General features: G+C 63.5%; 16 protein-coding genes. All 16 read right to left on the bottom strand.

Annotated features, from left to right (window positions below; all coding sequences use genetic code 11):
- Positions 1-6: 6 nt before the first annotated feature.
- Positions 7-249: a hypothetical protein gene (locus tag RM532_RS13345; protein WP_311653829.1), complete on the bottom strand. Its 243-nt coding sequence runs from the start codon at positions 247-249 to the stop codon at positions 7-9.
- 35 nt (positions 250-284) lie between these two features.
- Entirely contained in the window at positions 285-434 is a 150-nt protein-coding gene (locus RM532_RS13350) for a MerR family DNA-binding transcriptional regulator (RefSeq protein WP_311653830.1), read from the bottom strand.
- Positions 435-809: 375 nt separating this feature from the next.
- The gene (gene msrA / locus RM532_RS13355; RefSeq protein WP_311653831.1) at positions 810-1478 is read right to left on the bottom strand and encodes a peptide-methionine (S)-S-oxide reductase MsrA; all 669 of its coding nucleotides are present in this window, start codon (positions 1476-1478) and stop codon (positions 810-812) included.
- A gap of 12 nt (positions 1479-1490) precedes the next feature.
- Positions 1491-4751 carry an efflux RND transporter permease subunit gene (locus RM532_RS13360; protein ID WP_311653832.1) on the bottom strand — a complete coding sequence of 1087 codons (3261 nt, stop codon included), beginning with the start codon at positions 4749-4751 and terminating at the stop codon, positions 1491-1493.
- Entirely contained in the window at positions 4745-7552 is a 2808-nt protein-coding gene (locus RM532_RS13365) for an efflux RND transporter periplasmic adaptor subunit (RefSeq protein ID WP_311653833.1), read from the bottom strand. The genes RM532_RS13360 and RM532_RS13365 overlap by 7 nt, the downstream gene beginning before the upstream one ends.
- Entirely contained in the window at positions 7539-8852 is a 1314-nt protein-coding gene (locus RM532_RS13370) for a TolC family protein (protein ID WP_311653834.1), read from the bottom strand. Before RM532_RS13370 ends, RM532_RS13365 begins: the two co-directional genes overlap by 14 nt.
- A gap of 141 nt (positions 8853-8993) precedes the next feature.
- On the bottom strand, positions 8994-9347 hold the full coding sequence (locus tag RM532_RS13375) for a hypothetical protein (RefSeq protein WP_311653835.1): 354 nt from the start codon (positions 9345-9347) through the stop codon (positions 8994-8996).
- Between the two features lie 150 nt (positions 9348-9497).
- Positions 9498-10172, bottom strand: coding sequence for an SCO family protein (locus RM532_RS13380; protein WP_311653836.1), 675 nt, complete (start codon positions 10170-10172; stop codon positions 9498-9500).
- Complete coding sequence (locus RM532_RS13385) at positions 10169-11038, bottom strand: cytochrome c oxidase assembly protein (RefSeq protein WP_311653837.1); 870 nt, start codon at positions 11036-11038, stop codon at positions 10169-10171. Before RM532_RS13385 ends, RM532_RS13380 begins: the two co-directional genes overlap by 4 nt.
- 7 nt (positions 11039-11045) lie before the next feature.
- A complete protein-coding gene (locus tag RM532_RS13390; protein ID WP_311653838.1) occupies positions 11046-11267 on the bottom strand; it encodes a signal peptidase II in 222 nt (73 codons plus the stop codon).
- Between the two features lie 7 nt (positions 11268-11274).
- Entirely contained in the window at positions 11275-11427 is a 153-nt protein-coding gene (locus RM532_RS13395; RefSeq protein ID WP_311653839.1) for a hypothetical protein, read from the bottom strand.
- Positions 11424-12488: an IS5 family transposase gene (locus tag RM532_RS13400; protein WP_311653840.1), complete on the bottom strand. Its 1065-nt coding sequence runs from the start codon at positions 12486-12488 to the stop codon at positions 11424-11426. The genes RM532_RS13395 and RM532_RS13400 overlap by 4 nt, the downstream gene beginning before the upstream one ends.
- Positions 12472-12861, bottom strand: a complete 390-nt coding sequence (locus tag RM532_RS13405; protein ID WP_311653841.1) for a signal peptidase II — start codon at positions 12859-12861, stop codon at positions 12472-12474. Before RM532_RS13405 ends, RM532_RS13400 begins: the two co-directional genes overlap by 17 nt.
- The gene (locus RM532_RS13410; RefSeq protein WP_311653842.1) at positions 12858-13382 is read right to left on the bottom strand and encodes a protein-disulfide reductase DsbD domain-containing protein; all 525 of its coding nucleotides are present in this window, start codon (positions 13380-13382) and stop codon (positions 12858-12860) included. Before RM532_RS13410 ends, RM532_RS13405 begins: the two co-directional genes overlap by 4 nt.
- Positions 13379-14554, bottom strand: coding sequence for a protein-disulfide reductase DsbD family protein (locus tag RM532_RS13415; protein WP_311653843.1), 1176 nt, complete (start codon positions 14552-14554; stop codon positions 13379-13381). Before RM532_RS13415 ends, RM532_RS13410 begins: the two co-directional genes overlap by 4 nt.
- Positions 14555-14669: 115 nt before the next feature.
- Entirely contained in the window at positions 14670-15404 is a 735-nt protein-coding gene (locus RM532_RS13420; protein WP_311653844.1) for a ZIP family metal transporter, read from the bottom strand.
- Positions 15405-15635: the final 231 nt, after the last annotated feature.

Below are 15635 nucleotides of genomic sequence, written 5' to 3' on the forward strand. Positions count from 1 at the left end.
ACTCCTTCACTTGCGCAAATACTTGATCAAGGAAAAGATGGCCAGCACCAGCACGACGAGAATCAGCAGGCCGAAAAGCATGCAGACGAGCATCATCGGGCCGCTCATCATCATGCCGCCGCCGTCCATCATGCCGTTTTGCATCATCTCGGATTGACTCATTTTGCCGGAGTCCGAAGACTCGGCGGCCCAGGTGAGGCCCGCGAACAGGCTGAACAGGGTGAACGTTATATTTTCGATCCATTTCATGGTGTTACTCCGTTGGGGAATTGAATATTGACTGCCTAGCCCAGGTGTTTGGCCCGACGGATAAACCGCAGGCGGTCCGCGGCGTCCCGCGGGTAACGGCGGTAGCCGCTGGGTGCGCGCGGCGGCTCGGGCATGAGCCCGCGCCGCTCATAGAAGCGGATGGTTTCCACCCCCCGTGTCCGCATTTTTTGCCAGTTGTCCAATTGAATAGCTCATATCGCAACTCGGTGTATGTATTTCCGGAAAGTATAGAGTCTGTAGTGTGGTACGGAGTCAATAGCTGCCACAAACCGTCCGATCAGGGCCAGGATTCAATCTGCGGAGTGGACCGAAGTCGTTCATGTCCGGTTTCTCCGTTAAGGGATTGAATATTGACTATCGTGACGACTGTCAGGTGGCTCGACCGCCGTCAGTTAACGCCGCTGCGGTGTTTTTCCGGGCACGCCCTTGGGCCGGCTTTGTGCCGGTGAGGGCGAGCCTTGCCAGGTGGTCCGTGGCGATCCGTGTGACTGCTCTGCTCCTTTGTGATGCGTTGAAAAAGAGCGCGACATATTTCGGCGTCATTTCGGTCCCCAGAGCGCTTCCAGCCGGTCGGCCCGCCCGCAGGCGGTCTTATAAAAGTTGTAGCGCACCGGATTTTTTTGGTAATAGTTTTGGTGGTACTGCTCGGCCATGTAAAAGGGGCCGGCCTCGGTAATCTCGGTAACGATCGGTGACGGTGCGTCCGGGTCTTGTTGCAAGGCCTTTTTCGAAGCGGTGGCCTGTGCTTTCTGCGGGTCGTTCGTGTAGAAGATGCCGCTGCGGTACTGACTGCCGCGATCACAGAACTGGCCGCCGGCGTCGGTGGGGTCCACATTGCGCCAGAACACGGTAAGCAGTTCGTCGTAACTGGACTTTTCCGGGTCGTAGAGCACTTCCACGGCTTCGGTGTGCCCGGTGTCGCCGGCCACGACTTCCTTATAGGTCGGGTCGGCCAGTTGGCCGCCGATGAAACCGGAGGTGGTTTTCACCACCCCGGGCACCGGGTCGAAGGCTTCCTCCACGCACCAGAAGCAGCCGGCGGCGAACACGGCGGTGGCTAGGTCCTCCCGGTCCACGCCTGCCGGCAATTCTTCCGGACCCGAGCGGGTTTCGGTAGTGGCCGATTCGCCGCAGGCGGCCACCAGGGTCGTCAGCAGCAGGGCCACTGCCGCCAGCGCAGTGGTTTTTATCATTGGGTGTTTTGACATGGTTTACTCCTGTTAGTTAACCGACGGCTGCGGCTGTTCGGGTGGCCGGTTTGGCTTGTGTTGCTCTTGGGTTTCGGTGCTCAAGTCTCGGCCACGCCAGAAGGCAAAGATGGCTGGAAAGACAATCAGCACCATGAGCAGGGCCGTGCCCACGCCACCAAGCATGGGCGCCGCTACGCGCTTCATTACGTCCGCGCCGGTGCCGTGGGTGAGCATGATGGGCACCAGGCCCATGAACAGGGCCAAGCCAGTCATCAGTTTGGGTCGCAGGCGCTTGGCCGCGCCGTCGACGATCGCTTCGGTCAGGTCGCTGCGATTACGCATTCGGCCATCGGCACTGTATTGACGCCAGGCGATGTCGAGATACAGCATCATCAAGAGGCCCAGCTCCACCGCCAGGCCGGCGACGGCGATGATGCCGACCGCCACGGCTACGGACAATTTGTATTGCAGAAACCACAGCAGCCAGATCGCCCCGATCAGGGAAAACGGCAGGGCCAGCATGACGACCAGCGTTTCCACCAGCGATTTGCGGTGGAAATAGAGCATGAAGAAGATCAGGAATACCGTAAGCGGCACCAGGATGGATAATCTTTCCTTGGCGCGTTCGTAGCTCTCGAACTGGCCGGCCCAGGCGATGCGGTAGCCGTCCGGCACGTCTACCTTTTCGGCTACAACCTGCTTGGCCCGTTCTACATAATTCGGAATACCAAGACCGTCGCCGACGTCTACGAACACGAACCCGACTAATTGTCCGTCCTCATTTCGGATCATGGGTGGGCCGGTGCGAAAGTTCAGATCGGCCACCTGGGTGATGGGGATTTGTGCCCCGCTGGCCGAGGTAACAAACGTGCGCTCCAGCGCCTCCACGCTGCTGCGGTAGTCGCGGTTGTAGCGCACCAGGATGTCGTAGCGCTCGCGGCCCTCGACGGTTTGCGACACCGCCTTGCCGCCAATCGCGGCGACGATCACGTCCTGCACGTCGCCTACGTTCAGCCCGTGCCGGGCGGCCGCGGCGCGGTCGATATCGAAGTCCAGGAAATAGCCGCCGGTGGTGCGCTCGGCGAAGGCGCTGCGGGTGAAGCGCGCGGTGCGCGTATCCGCCTGCAGGGCCTGCTCGATATCCGTGGCGGTTGATTCGATGACCGACAGATCCGGGCCAAACACCTTGATGCCCAGCGACGAGCGGATGCCGGTGGCCAGCATCTGCGTGCGGGTCTGGATCGGCATCCACCAGATGTTGGGCATGCCGGGGAAGCGCATCTGCTCGTCCATCTCCGCGACCAGCTTGTCCCAGGTCATGCCCTCGCGCCACTGGCTTTTCGGCTTGAGCTGGACGTTGATTTCCATCATGGACAGCGGTGCGGGATCGGTGGCGCTGGTCGAGCGCCCGGCCTTGCCGAACACGCGCTCGACCTCCGGGAACTTCATCAGCTCGCGGTCCATGGTTTGCAGGGTCTGCTGGGCCTCGGCAATGGACATGCCGGGCAGGGCGGTGGGCATGTAGAGAATGCTGCCCTCGTTGAGCGGTGGCATGAATTCGCTGCCCAGGCGCTGGAAGGGAAACACAGTGGACACCAGCGCCAGTGCCGCTACGCCGACCACCGCCCAGCGCCAGCGCACGGTGAACCGGACGACCGGTGCGTAGCCGTCGACCAGTTTCCGGTTCAGCCAGCTTTTGTCGCCGCGGATTTTGCCGCGGATCATCAATACCGCCAGCGCCGGGACCAGTGTTACCGATAAAAGCGCGGCAAAGAACATGGCATAGGTCTTGGTGAAGGCCAGCGGTTTGAACAGCCGGCCCTCGCTGCCTTCCAGCGCGAATACGGGCAGAAAGGACACCGCGATGATCAGCAGGGCAAAGAAGATCGATGGCCCGACTTCCTGCATCGCGTCGATAATGACCGCCGTGCGCTTCGGTTTGGATTCGCGCTCGCTATTATCCGCCTCCCAGACGTTTAACCGCCTGTGCACGTTCTCAATAATTGCAATTGCCGCATCCACCATGGCGCCGATGGCCACCGCAATACCGCCCAGCGACATGATGTTGGCGGTCAGTCCCTGGTAGTACATGGGGATAAAGGCCAGCAGGATGGCGATGGGCAGGGTGATGATGGCCACCAGCGCCGAGCGCAAATGCAGCAGGAACACGATGATCACCAGCGAGACGATAATCATCTCCTCGGTGAGCGTGACTTTCAGCGTGTTTATGGCGCGCTCGATCAGCCCCGAGCGGTCATAGACCGGCACGATTTCCACACCGTCGGGCAGGCTGGCCTTGGCCTCGTCCAGCCGGCGCTTGACCCGCTTGATCACGTCCAGCGCGTTCTCGCCGTAACGCATGACGACAATGCCGCCCACGGTCAGGCCCTCTCCATTCAGCTCGGCGGCGCCGCGTTGTAAGGCCGGGCCGAGGCTGACGTTGGCCACATCCGATACGCGAATCGGCACGCCATTGTCATTGGTGCCTAGCACCACCTTTTCCAGATCCGCGGTGGATTTCACGTAGCCGCGCCCGCGGATGAACTGTTCGTGGCCGGAGACCTCCAGCACCCGGCCGCCGACGTCGTTGTTGGAGCGGCGGACCGACTCGATGACTTTTTGCAGCGGAATGTCGTAGGACGCCAGCCGATTGGGATCGACGTTGATCTGGTATTCCTTTTCATAGCCGCCGACCGAGGCGACCTCGGCCACACCGTCCACCGATTCCAGCGCGTATTTCAGGTTGAAATCCTGGATGCTGCGTAAATCGGCGAGGCTGTTGTTGCCTGATTTGTCGACCAGCGCGTACTGATAAACCCAGCCCACGCCGGTGGCGTCCGGTCCGAGGGTGGGCGACACGCCTTCGGGTAAATCCTGGGATGCGGAATTCAGGTACTCCAGCACCCGCGAGCGCGCCCAGTAGATATCCGTGTTGTCCTCGAAAATGACGTAAACGAAGGACAAGCCGAGGAAGGACTGACCGCGCACGTACTTCACCTTGGGCGCGGCCAGCAATGTGGTGGTCAGCGGGTAGGTGATCTGGTCTTCGACCAGGTCGGGGCTGCGCCCCGGCCAGTCGGTGAGGATGATGACCTGCACGTCCGACAGGTCGGGGATGGCGTCCAGCGGCGCATTCACCAGCGAGCGGTAGCCCCAGAAGCTGGCGACCGCCACCACCAGCAGCGTTAGCAGCCAGTTGCGGGCGGAAAAGGCGATCAGACCGGCCAACGGGCCGGTGCGATAGTCGCCGTGCTGATCTTCGGGTGGCGGGATCTTGTTGTGGTCTACCATTGTTCGATCCCCGTCTTCAGCTTGGCTTCGGCGGCGATCAGGAAGTTGCCCGAAGTAATGACGTCATCGCCCGGTTCGAGGCCCTGGTTGATTTCCACCCAGCCGTCCACGCGCTGGCCGGTCTTCACGCGCACCGGCTTGAGTTTTCCGTCCTCGCCCATGTCCTTGAACACCACCCGCGATTCTCCGGCCACCAGCACCGCGCCTTCCGGCACCATCAGGCGGCGGCCCAGGTTGGCCTGTAACTTCACCTCCGCATACATATCCGGTTTGAGCGCACCGTCAGGGTTGTCCAGCACCAGGCGGATGCGGGCGGTGCGGGTCTTGCCTTCCAGGTAGGGATAGATGTAGTCCACGTTGGCCCGATATTGCTGGTCCGGGCCGTAGGGCAGGCTGACCTCGGCGGTCATGCCCTTATCGATCAGCGGCAGGTCGGCCTCGTAGACTTCGGCATCGATCCAGACGGTGGACAGATCGGCGATGCGCAGCAGCATGTCGCCGGTCTTCATGTGGCTGCCATCAACGATCATCTTTTCGACCACGGTGCCGCTCTTGGGCGCGAAGATGGGCAGGTATTCAAAGGCCTCCCCGCGGCGCTCGATGGCGCGTACCTGGTTCGGGGAGATGTCCCACAGCATCAGGCGCTTGCGCGCCGCGCGCACCAGGCTGTCATCGGGGCCGCGGCTGGCCAGACGCTGGCGGGTCTCCAGATACTCCTGCTGCGCGGAGAGCAGTTCCGGGCTATAGACCGTGAACAGCACCTGGCCCTTTTCCACCCGCGTGCCGACGTAATCGGCCTTCAGTTCGCCGATCCAGGCGTCGAACTTGAGGCTGACGTTGCTGATGCGGCGCTCGTCGTAGTCGACTTGCCCGACCGCACGAATGGTCTTGGTGACTTCGCGCATCTCGGCCTGGCCGGTTTCCACGCCGATGAGCTGGCGACGCTTGGCATCCACCGTAACCACGCCGGATTGCACCTGTTCGTTGGTGACCGAGGTTAGGTCCATGCTGCAGATCGGGCATTGGCCGGGGCCGGCCTCCTTGACCGATGGATGCATGGAGCAGGTGTAATAGGCGATGCCTTCGGGGGTGGCGGTGGCCGCACGCAGACCGTATTCGCCGGTGGTGAAGGCCAGCACCAGATCGCCGTGGCCCTGTTCTTCGGTAGACACATCCACCGCCAGGACAAAATCGCCCTCGCCGGGCACATCCAACACCCCGCGATAGACGCCGTTCCCGCCGGCTTCCAGTTGTACGACCTCGGAGTTGCGTCTGCCCTGCATGCCCTTTCCGGACATGCCTTTGGACATCGCATCGTCTTGCATCATGGCGTCATCGGCGCGCATGCTGTCGCCGCCGTCCATCGCCATGCCGTCTTTTTCCATCCTGTCACCGCGGTCCGACATATTCGGCGACATGGACTCGCCTTGCTGCATGCTTTTCCCGTCGGACATCGCGTCGTCCTGCATCATGCGGTCGCCGCCTCGCTTGGACTCATCCCGCATCATCGAATCGCCATCGTTCATGGCATCGTCTTGCATCGAGCGGTTGCCGCCGGATGACGCTTCTTGGTCCATCATGGCGCCCTGGTCCTGCATTCCCTGGTTCAATTCGCGCTGGGCCGCGACGCGCACGGTGGCGCCGTTTACGGGCTGGTCGTTTTCATCCAGTACGGTGACCTGAAGCAAGTTCCGGCCGGCCATCATGGCCGTGCCCTTTTTCATGGCCTCCATGGCCTCGGGCGTTTCGCCCGACATGCCGTCGCCGCTGTCCATGGCCATGCCGTCTTCTTGCATCACGCCGCCGGTATCGGACATGGAATCGGACATGGCACCGCCACCATCCGCTGGCATCGAGTCGCCTTGGCGCATGCCTTTTCCGGACAGACCGTTGGACATCGCGTTGTCCTGCATCATGCGGTCGCCGCCGTCCTTGTCCATGCGGTCTTTTTTGATCTTGTCACCGCGGTCCGACATAGCCGGCGACATGGCGTCGCCTTGCTGCATGCTTTTTTCACCGGACATCGCGCCGTCCTGCATCATGCGGTCGCCGCCGGACATGCCCTGATCGGCCATCATGGTGTCCTCGCCGCGCATGCCGTCGTCTTGCATCATCGCGCCGTCCTTGGACATGGCGCCGGGCTCCATCTTGTCGCCCGACATGGCGTCGCCAGGCACCATGCTGCCGCTGCCCAGCACCTCGACCTTCACCTGGTACTTGCCCACGGTGTAAAAACCGCGGTCGTTTTTCTCCGGGGATTGGCCGGCGGCCATCTGGTCGCCGCGCATGCCGTCTTTTTGGCTCATGGAACCGGCCACCGGCGTGCCGCCGGAGGTAATGGACAGCCCCTCGCGGCCGGTGGCCATGTCGAAGCCCAGCCGGGTTTCACCGACGCCGTCCTTCTGGATGTAGAGGGACAGCGGCCATTCGCCGCGCATTTCCAGGTTCAGCGGCCCTGCGTACCGGCCGGGTTCGACCTCGTCCAGCTCGGCCGGTGCACGCATGGACGCCATCGCGCCCATGGCCGACATTTCGCCGTAGGCCTTGATGGAGGCGCCGGTCACCGGTTTGCCCTGAGCATCGGCAACCTTCACCGTGAACTGGTTGTCGCCGACCCTGGGCGCCTCGGGATTGATGTCCACCGTGACCCGGAAAGGGCCGGATTCATAGGTGGTAGCCGTGGCCATGTTCGCTGGGGCCGGACCGGCGCCGGTGAAATAGCGGAAGCCGAAAAAGCCGACGGCGCCGGCGATCAGAATCACCGGCAGGGCGATCAGCAGCGTGAACTTAAGGTTTTTCATTTTGCACCTGTAGGGGGTCTGCGCTCGCCGGGGCGGCATCGATCCGCGGCAGTTCGCCGCCGGTCCAGCGTTTCAATTCGGCCAGCGCGGCGAAGTAGTCCGCGCGGGCGCTTTCCAGTTCCAGCTCGGCTTCGAGCTTGAGTTGTTCGGCGGTGATCACGTCCAGGAAGGCGCCGCCGCCGGCGCCGTATTCCGAGCGCGCGGCGCTCAGGTTTTCCAGCGTTCGCGGGATCAGTTCGGTCTCGTAGAGCGCGATGGTCTCGGCCGCCTTGCGGGCGTTCGTGCTGGCCTGTCTCAGATCCGCCAGGAGGCGGGCCCGGGTGTCCTGCCGCTCGTAGCGCAGGCGCATGGAGTCCGCCCGGGCGGCATCCAGGGCCGCGCGGCGTTTGCTGCGATCCAGCGGCAGGTTGATGCTCAGGCCGAATTCGGAGCGCGTCTCGCTGGCGGGCCGATAATCGTTGTTGCGCACGATCAGGTTCAGATCCGGGTAGAAGGCTTTTTCCGCCAGGCCTTCGCGTGCCCGGTTCGCAGCCAGCAGTTCGTCCATGCGCGCCAGTTCCGGGTGGCGGCGCAGGGCCGCATCCCGCAGCGCGGCGTAGTCGGGCAAGGCGCGCGGGGCCGGCAGGCCCGCGGGCGGCGGCAGGCGCCGGTCGGCGTCTCGATTCAGCAGCGCATTGAGGCGCGCGCATACGGCGTCCTCCAGGCGGGCGAATACCAGGGCCTGTTTTTTCAGGCGCTGCAGTTCGACCTCTGCCTGGAGCACGTCCTGCTGGCTGGCCAGGCCGGCGGCGTAGCGGTTCTCGGCGATACGCCGCAGCTCGTCCACCAGATCCTGGTTGGCGGCGTTGATCTCCAGTGCCCGGTGCACGTAGGCCCACTGGGCGTAGTGCTCCAGGGTCCTGGCTTCCAGGCGCAGGCGCAGGGCTTCGACGCTGTCGCCGGCGGCGGCGGCCTCGCGCCGCGCCGCATCCGCGCGCAGGCCGAGGGTGCCGGGCCACGGCACTTCCTGGCTCAACTCGACAATGCCGCTGATGCCGCGATCCTCGCCCGCCGGCGTGGTAAAGCCGTCGAAGGTGCGCGGTGCCGTGGTCACCCGCAGGCGCGGGTCGGGCAGGGCGCCCGCGGGCTCGATGCGTGCCTCGGCGGCATCCACCGCCGAGCGCATGGCCGCCAAACCGGCGTTTGCGGACAGCACCTGCTCGACCAGCTTATCGGGATTCAGGCGATCTGCGCTGTCGCCATCCGAGGCAACGGCAACGCCCGTTGCCACCCCCAGCAACAAAAGCAGTGCAAAACGCACAGACGTCTCAGCCCGCGGTGCGCACGGCTTGTGGTCACGTTTTAATCTCGCAGCATGATGCTGCGCACGATACGAATGGGACATGCCCCATCTCCAAGCGGTTAAACACATCGGCGCGCGGAGGCACCGACAGGCAAACGTCTAGCTTTGGATCAGGGACGGGGGTCGGATGAGGTCTTCGGGGTGCGCCGGCAGGGCTCTGGTTCTTAACGTGGCGGCACGCGGACCCTGCAGCGGCGGTAGGGCAAAAGCAATGGGTGTATTGTTAAACGTCGCCGTGCCACCCGTGGCGCAGGGCGCGTCGCAGGCAGCGCAGTCATCGCATTGGCCGCAGCCGCACTCGTTCTGCTGCTCGGCGTCGCTTACATGCTCGTGGCTAGTAGCCGCTTCCGCCTCGGCCATTTCATCGGCCGACATTTCCATGCAGGGGGGCGCGCCAAACGCCGCCGCCATGGCCGGCAGCGGTATTGAAATCGCCAGGAAGGCGATCAGCATGGCGCGTAGCAGTCTCATTGCAGGTTTAGTTTAGGTTAAATCCCGATGGATTTGTAATGACCGTGGTGGATTAGACCCGACCCACGGCAAATCAATTGCAGCAAGTCTAAAGCCTTTACCTGGGTACGGAGTCAAGCGATGTCTGGACGGTCATGGGTAATTGGCTGTGCCGGCGCCGGTAGCCGCTTGCGCGACGGCTTTTCTTCCTTTGGCCCTAGTTTCAACCGTGGCACCCGCATCGATCAAACGCTCCAGATCGGCGGCAATATCTGTAACCGTCAATGACTGATTGAATAACAAGCGGGCATTACCCTGTCGGTCGAACACGAAAACAGCGCTGCTATGGGACACGGGGTAAAACCCGTTTTTGTCCTTTTCGCCATAGCCGTAGGTCACGCGGTAGCGTTTGGTCAGTTCGCGCAACTGCGCCTGGCTGCCGGTTAGGCCGATGAAACGCTCGCCGAAATTATCGGTGTAGCGGCGCAAGACCGCCGGAGGATCGCGTTCGGGGTCGACGCTGACGAACAGCACGCGGATGCGTTCGCGCTGCGCCGGTTCGAGCGTAGCGATGGCCGCCTTGAGCCGGCCCAGGGTGACCGGACAGATGTCCGGGCAATGGGTAAAGCCGAAAAACAGCAACCGGATATTGTCGGCGTAAGCGCCAGCGCTGACGGGCTCGCTATTTTCGTCGACAAGATTGTAGTCCAGCTCGGGCATGACGCCGGTGATGTCATGCCCTCGCCACGGCGGTTCGGACTCGCCACAGGCGGTGAGCCCGGCCACCAAAAAGAGTAACGAGATTAGACGCAAGGGTCGCGTGTTCATAGTGCCTCCGAGGCTGCTGGGTAAGGGGTCGGGCTGCGCCGGGCCCGCTCGTGGCGGAAGTGCAGGCGGAGCAAGACCAGCGTGGCGAGCACGCTCATCATGGCCGCGGGGATCCAGGTGAGCAGCCCGCCGAGCTGCTGGTCCACCATTGGCGAAATCGGCCAGGCCCGGCCGCAGACGGCGTAGACATCGAAGATGACATCGCGTGACAGTGCGATCCAGGCGCCCAGCAGGATCTGCGGCGGCATTACCGCGCACAGAACGGCGATACGCACCCCGATACCGCGGGTCACCGGCGTGGCGCCCGGCGGCCGCGGATCGAGCATGAGCCACCAGAACAGCAGCCCGTCGATCGCCATGCTCAGGTTCATCAGCCAGTAGTAGCGGGCGCTGAGCATGGCGTCGAAATGCACCGACGGAATCAGCCAGAAGTAGATCAGCCCGACGAACAACAACCCGGCGATCACCGGCTGTTGCACGACCCGGTAGATGGCGCGCACCGGCAGGCTGCCGGCCAGTCGTTGCCACGCAGCGCGCAGCCAATTCGGCGACCCCGCGGCCAGCACCGCCGAGGGTGCGCTCAAGGCAATCAGGAACGGGCCCAGATGGTGCAACACCAAGTGCTGGCCGCGATGCACGAAGAACATGTACTGCGCCAGATAATCCAGATGCGTCTGCATCACCGCGTACATCATCGCCAGCCCGGTCAGAAAGCCGAGCGCGCCCGGCATGTCGCTAAGCTGAGAACGCCGGCCCAGGCCGCGCACATAAATCGCAAGCACTAGCATGAAGGTCGCGATCAGCGGCCACAGCGGCTCCCACGGCAGTAGCAACCGCAACCACGACAGGAGACCCTCGTCCACCATGGCCGGGTTAACCGTCCCCACTTGCCGGCGGCGAATCTCCACTTGCGGGCTGACGTTCCAGGAGCAGTACGAATGCCAGCGCGCCCATGACGATGAATATATCGGCCAGATTGAAGGTGGGCCAGCGCAGGCTCTGTACGCCAACGTCGATGAAGTCGGTGACCCGGCCGTCGACTAATCGGTCCAGCAGGTTGGCGATGCCGCCGCCCAAAAACAGGCCGGCGCACAAGCCGGCGCTAGGGAGCTGCTGAAATAGCCGTTAAAGTTTCCGCGGATTTCGCGGCGAAAAGCGTTTCAGCGGGCTTTTTGGTCATTTTTTGCTCGATTCGGCTGTGAAAACCGCTCAAATCCCATATTTCGCGGACACCAATCCCACGGCAGGCGCTCATGCCGCCTCCAGCGCCACCATGCGCACCAGGTTGTAACCGGTATACACCAGTAACGCCTGGGCGCCGACCCGCTTGAGCCCACGTAGCATGGTGCGCTTCAACGACCGATTGAATTTGCCCCAGCCAAAGGGGGTTTCCACCCGGTGGCGGGCGTGGATGGACTTGGCGTAACCCGCATGCCGGGTCGTGCGCCCATCAATGCACGAGGATCGTCGTCGGGTGTTCTGCGCGACATGGGGTGTGACCCGCGCCGCGCGAGCACCGTCGATAAAGCGTTGCTGATCGTAGAGCCGGTCGGCGCCGACCGTCAGTCGGGATTGGCCCGCTCGACGATTGAGCATGTCCAGGGCCGCATCGACTTCGGCCGTGCCCCGCGCCTGGGTGAGCTGGGCATCCACCACCAGCGCGTGCCGGTTATCGGTGAGCGCATGCGTGATGTAGCACAAGCGCGCGGGCTGGCCGTCACCCTTGCGATAAAGCCGGGCGTCGGGATCGGTCTTGCATTCATGTGTATCCGAGCGGCGGGACTCACCTCGAAAATCCGGTGGACCCGCGGGCGGGTCCGAATCGTCGTCCTTGCGCCGGTAACTGCCCATCGACGCCCAGGCTTCCACCAAGCTGCCATCGACACTGAAGTGCTCCTCGGATAACAGCTTGCGGCGGCGGGCCACCGAGACGACCTGTTCGAGCAACTGGCCGGTTACGCGATGATCGACAAAGCGCTCGCGGTTCTTGGAAAACGTGGAGGCATCCCATACCGCATCGTCCAAGGACAGCCCCACGAACCAGCGGTAGAGCATGTTGTAGCGAATCTGCTCGACCAACTGGCGCTCGCTGCGAATCGAGTACAGCACTTGCAGTAGCAGCGCCCGAATAATGCGCTCCGGCGCCACCGAGGGGCGCCCGGTGTGCGAGTAGCTGACCAGCAAGGTCCCGCGCATGCCGTCCAGGGCCTCATCAACCAAAGCGCGTATCCGCCGCAACGGATGATGGGCCGGCACAAAATCGCTGACCGCCGAGTAACTGAATAGCGAGTCCTGCTGGTTATCCGTTCCCCGCATCGCGGCGACTCTCCCTTGATCTAGCAATCGCTGTATTGTGGCGAAAATGTGTGGGGTTTTTCAGCAGCCCCCTAGGCCCCAGGGATTGCCGCCGCAATAACAGCCCGAGCCAGACGCAAAACCCGGACAGCACCGCCAGATTCAGCAGGGGCACGAAAAGCCCGCCACCGGCAAACAGGCTGAAGGCGACGCCGGTGTTAAAGCCCAGGTGCAGCCGCAGGGTCTCGCCGAGTAGCGGGAGCGGCGGCTGACCCGCCAGCATGGCCTGCGCCCAGCTTTTGGTCGCGAGGTCGGTGCCGGCGGCCAGCAAGGCCGCGGCGAGCAGCAATGGGAGGGTTCGACGCATGGGCCGGTTGTTGGGTGTCTCCGTCATGGCGCGTCGGCCTGCGCGCGGACGGTATCCGGCGTCAGGCAGCGTCCGCTGTCGTGGCACGCCTGTACCTGTACTGCAACGCTCAGAGGCTCGGTTGCACTTGCTTCGGGCAAGGTGGCGGTGATGACGCTGCCGTCGTCGTATACACGCCACGGCGCGTCACCGAGCCCGCTGTCGATGTCGCGGCCGGCGGGGTAGTCGACCGTCAACGGTACGGCCGCCCCGGCGTCCGTGTCGGCGGAAAGCACCGTGGGGATCAGAAAGTCCAGTGAGGCCGGGTTGGCGTTGACATGCCAATCCCCGGCGATATCCAGCGTGACGCGCAGGGTGCGCGCATCCGTTCTCACGGCACGGATAGCGACCAGATCGGCGGTGGTCTTGGCTGCCTTATCGTCCAGCCCAGACTGGGCAACACCCTCGCCGGCGTCAGGCGCCGGCCATTGCCATGCCAGCAGGACGCCCGCCACCGCTAAGGCGGCCAGACCGGGGATGACCCAGCCGAGAACCACTGACTTATTCATGGTTTGTCTCCCGCAGCGCGCAGCGCCGCTGCCAGGGTGTCCGCGGTGAACAGATCGGGCAGGCGCTTGTGGATACGTCCCTGACGGTCCAGCACCACCGCGAATGGCAGCCCGGCGCCGCCGAATTCACGCAAGTACGCTTGCAGGCGTTCGTCCGGCTGGCTCAGGTCGGCGCGCAAGGTTGCCGCCCGCGCGAGCCGGGCGGCTTCGATCACCTTGGCACTCCGGTACACGGTTTGTTCCAGCACCTTGCAGTTGATGCACCAGTCGGCGGTGAATTCGATTAACACCGGGCGCCTGGCCGCCCGGGCGTCCTGCAAGCTCTGTTCGGTAAGCGGTTGCCACGCCAGGGCGGCATCGGCGTCGGCGCCGGGTTGCGGCCAGGCCGCGAACGCGCTCACCACGGTGCCCGCCAACACCAGCCCCGGCACCAATCGCGCGCCCAGGTCGGGTCCGACAATTAGCGCGCGCAGCAGCCAGAATGTCACTATGCCGGCCCAGCCACTCCACAAAAACGCCGCCGCATGACCGGGCAAAACGGTGGCGGCGAAAAATACCGCCCCGGCGAGCAGGATCAAGCCGAGAAACTGGTGAATGCGCACCAGCCAGGCACCGCCGCGCGGCATTTTCGCGATCAGTCCCGGTCGCGCCAGCAGCACCAGATAAGGCAAGGCCAGGCCCAGCCCAACGGCCAGGAAAATGGCAACGATGGCGGCGGGCGACTGAGTCAACGCGAAGGCCAGTACCCCACCCAGAAACGGTCCGGTACACGGCGCCGAAAGCACCGCGGCCAGCAGGCCGGCCAGATAGGGTTCGGCGTAGCCCGTGCCCTGGACCCGGTAGGCCCACTGCGGCGGCTGAAGGCCGCGCCCGGCCAGGCTCCATACGCCGAGGCCGCCCAACACCAGCGCCAATGCGATTCGGAAGCTGGGCGACTGGAAAATCGTGCCCCAGGTCCAGTTGAGCCAGGCGGTAGCAATCGCCAGACCCCCAAAGAATGTCAGCGTGCCGGCCAGCAGCGCAGCGCCCGCCAGCAGCCGCCTGCCGGGACCGTCGCCCACCACGCGGCCGATGCTGCGCAGCTTGATCGGCAGCGCCGGCAGCACGCACGGAGTGAGATTCAGCAGGACGCCGGCGGCAGTGGCCAGGAGCAGGTATTGCCACAGGGTCATAAAGGGTGCACTTGGTGTTTTGCCTCAATAAATATGTTTATTTTTCTGCTTTGGACTTTGAAAGGGCTATTCCGGGATTCGAGTTCATAGCGGCAATCAAAAATTTCCAGCCTCATTAGTCAAGGCTGCCCGAGACGATCATAAACAGCGCGAAGCCGGCGATTAGCGATGCCGCTGACCAACGGCTGTCCCCCGCGCTATCGTGGGCTTCGCGCAGCATGTCCTCGACTGCGGCCAGCGTGAACAAGCCGCCGACGAATACCAGCGCCGCCATCTTTACCACTTCGCCTTGCCCGCGCAGCACGAAGTAGGCCAGCAGGGCCGCGCCAATCACCGGTAACGCGAACGAAGCCGAAATCAGCATGCGTTTGACGCGGCCGAAGCCCTTGTCTCGGAAGTTCGCGACTACGGCAAAACCTTCCGGCCCATCCGCCAGCAACTGACCGAGTGCCAGCACCAATGCCAGTTCTCCGGACACGGCGGAACCGGCGCCAATCAGTAAGCCGTCACCGATCAGGTCGGTGGCCACCGCCACGTACACCATCCACGCGCCAGTGCCGGCGCCGCCCGGTTTGCTGCGCTGCCAGCGATCGACGCCGGCTTCCATCGCCAGGTAGGCCGCGCCGCCGCCGATGAACGCCAGCGCCAGTAGCCAGGCGGGCGCCACCGGCAACGCTTGCGGCATCACCTCAACAGCGATCACGGCCAGGATGATGCCGGCCGAGGCATGCAAAGCCAGGTTCAGGGTGTGCTTGGACGGCCGTAGCCAGTCGGCCAGCAGCCCGCCGGCGAAATTGCCGAGTGCGGGCAAGGCGGCCAGGCCGAGTACCAACCAGATTCCAACTTCCATCAATTTGTCTCCTTACCAACAGAGGCTCGGCTTTCCGCGCGCCTCTGCATGACTTTATATAGCAGCGCACCGGTCAGTGGCGGATATAGCCACAGGGTTATGGCGGGCACTCGGTATTCAAGGTTGTTCGTTCAAGAAAATGAGTTTCCAAAGCCAGTTTGCAAAAATCATTCGTAGTCGCCCAGCCAGGGCGTTAGTGCACCCTGGCTGGACGGGTGGGGTAGATGCCGA

The organism is Spectribacter hydrogenoxidans (assembly GCF_031846275.1).
Taxonomy (GTDB): Bacteria; Pseudomonadota; Gammaproteobacteria; order Nevskiales; family Salinisphaeraceae; genus Spectribacter; species Spectribacter hydrogenoxidans.

Bases quoted from the DNA above. Each gene is read 5' to 3' on its own strand.
- RM532_RS13345 (WP_311653829.1), bottom strand. From the start codon at position 249: ATGAAATGGATCGAAAATATAACGTTCACCCTGTTCAGCCTGTTCGCG.
- RM532_RS13350 (WP_311653830.1), bottom strand. From the start codon at position 434: ATGCGGACACGGGGGGTGGAAACCATCCGCTTCTATGAGCGGCGCGGG.
- msrA (WP_311653831.1), bottom strand. From the start codon at position 1,478: ATGTCAAAACACCCAATGATAAAAACCACTGCGCTGGCGGCAGTGGCC.
- RM532_RS13360 (WP_311653832.1), bottom strand. From the start codon at position 4,751: ATGGTAGACCACAACAAGATCCCGCCACCCGAAGATCAGCACGGCGAC.
- RM532_RS13365 (WP_311653833.1), bottom strand. From the start codon at position 7,552: ATGAAAAACCTTAAGTTCACGCTGCTGATCGCCCTGCCGGTGATTCTG.
- RM532_RS13375 (WP_311653835.1), bottom strand. From the start codon at position 9,347: ATGCTGATCGCCTTCCTGGCGATTTCAATACCGCTGCCGGCCATGGCG.
- RM532_RS13380 (WP_311653836.1), bottom strand. From the start codon at position 10,172: ATGAACACGCGACCCTTGCGTCTAATCTCGTTACTCTTTTTGGTGGCC.
- RM532_RS13385 (WP_311653837.1), bottom strand. From the start codon at position 11,038: ATGGTGGACGAGGGTCTCCTGTCGTGGTTGCGGTTGCTACTGCCGTGG.
- RM532_RS13395 (WP_311653839.1), bottom strand. From the start codon at position 11,427: ATGAGCGCCTGCCGTGGGATTGGTGTCCGCGAAATATGGGATTTGAGC.
- RM532_RS13400 (WP_311653840.1), bottom strand. From the start codon at position 12,488: ATGCGGGGAACGGATAACCAGCAGGACTCGCTATTCAGTTACTCGGCG.
- RM532_RS13405 (WP_311653841.1), bottom strand. From the start codon at position 12,861: ATGACGGAGACACCCAACAACCGGCCCATGCGTCGAACCCTCCCATTG.
- RM532_RS13410 (WP_311653842.1), bottom strand. From the start codon at position 13,382: ATGAATAAGTCAGTGGTTCTCGGCTGGGTCATCCCCGGTCTGGCCGCC.
- RM532_RS13415 (WP_311653843.1), bottom strand. From the start codon at position 14,554: ATGACCCTGTGGCAATACCTGCTCCTGGCCACTGCCGCCGGCGTCCTG.
- RM532_RS13420 (WP_311653844.1), bottom strand. From the start codon at position 15,404: ATGGAAGTTGGAATCTGGTTGGTACTCGGCCTGGCCGCCTTGCCCGCA.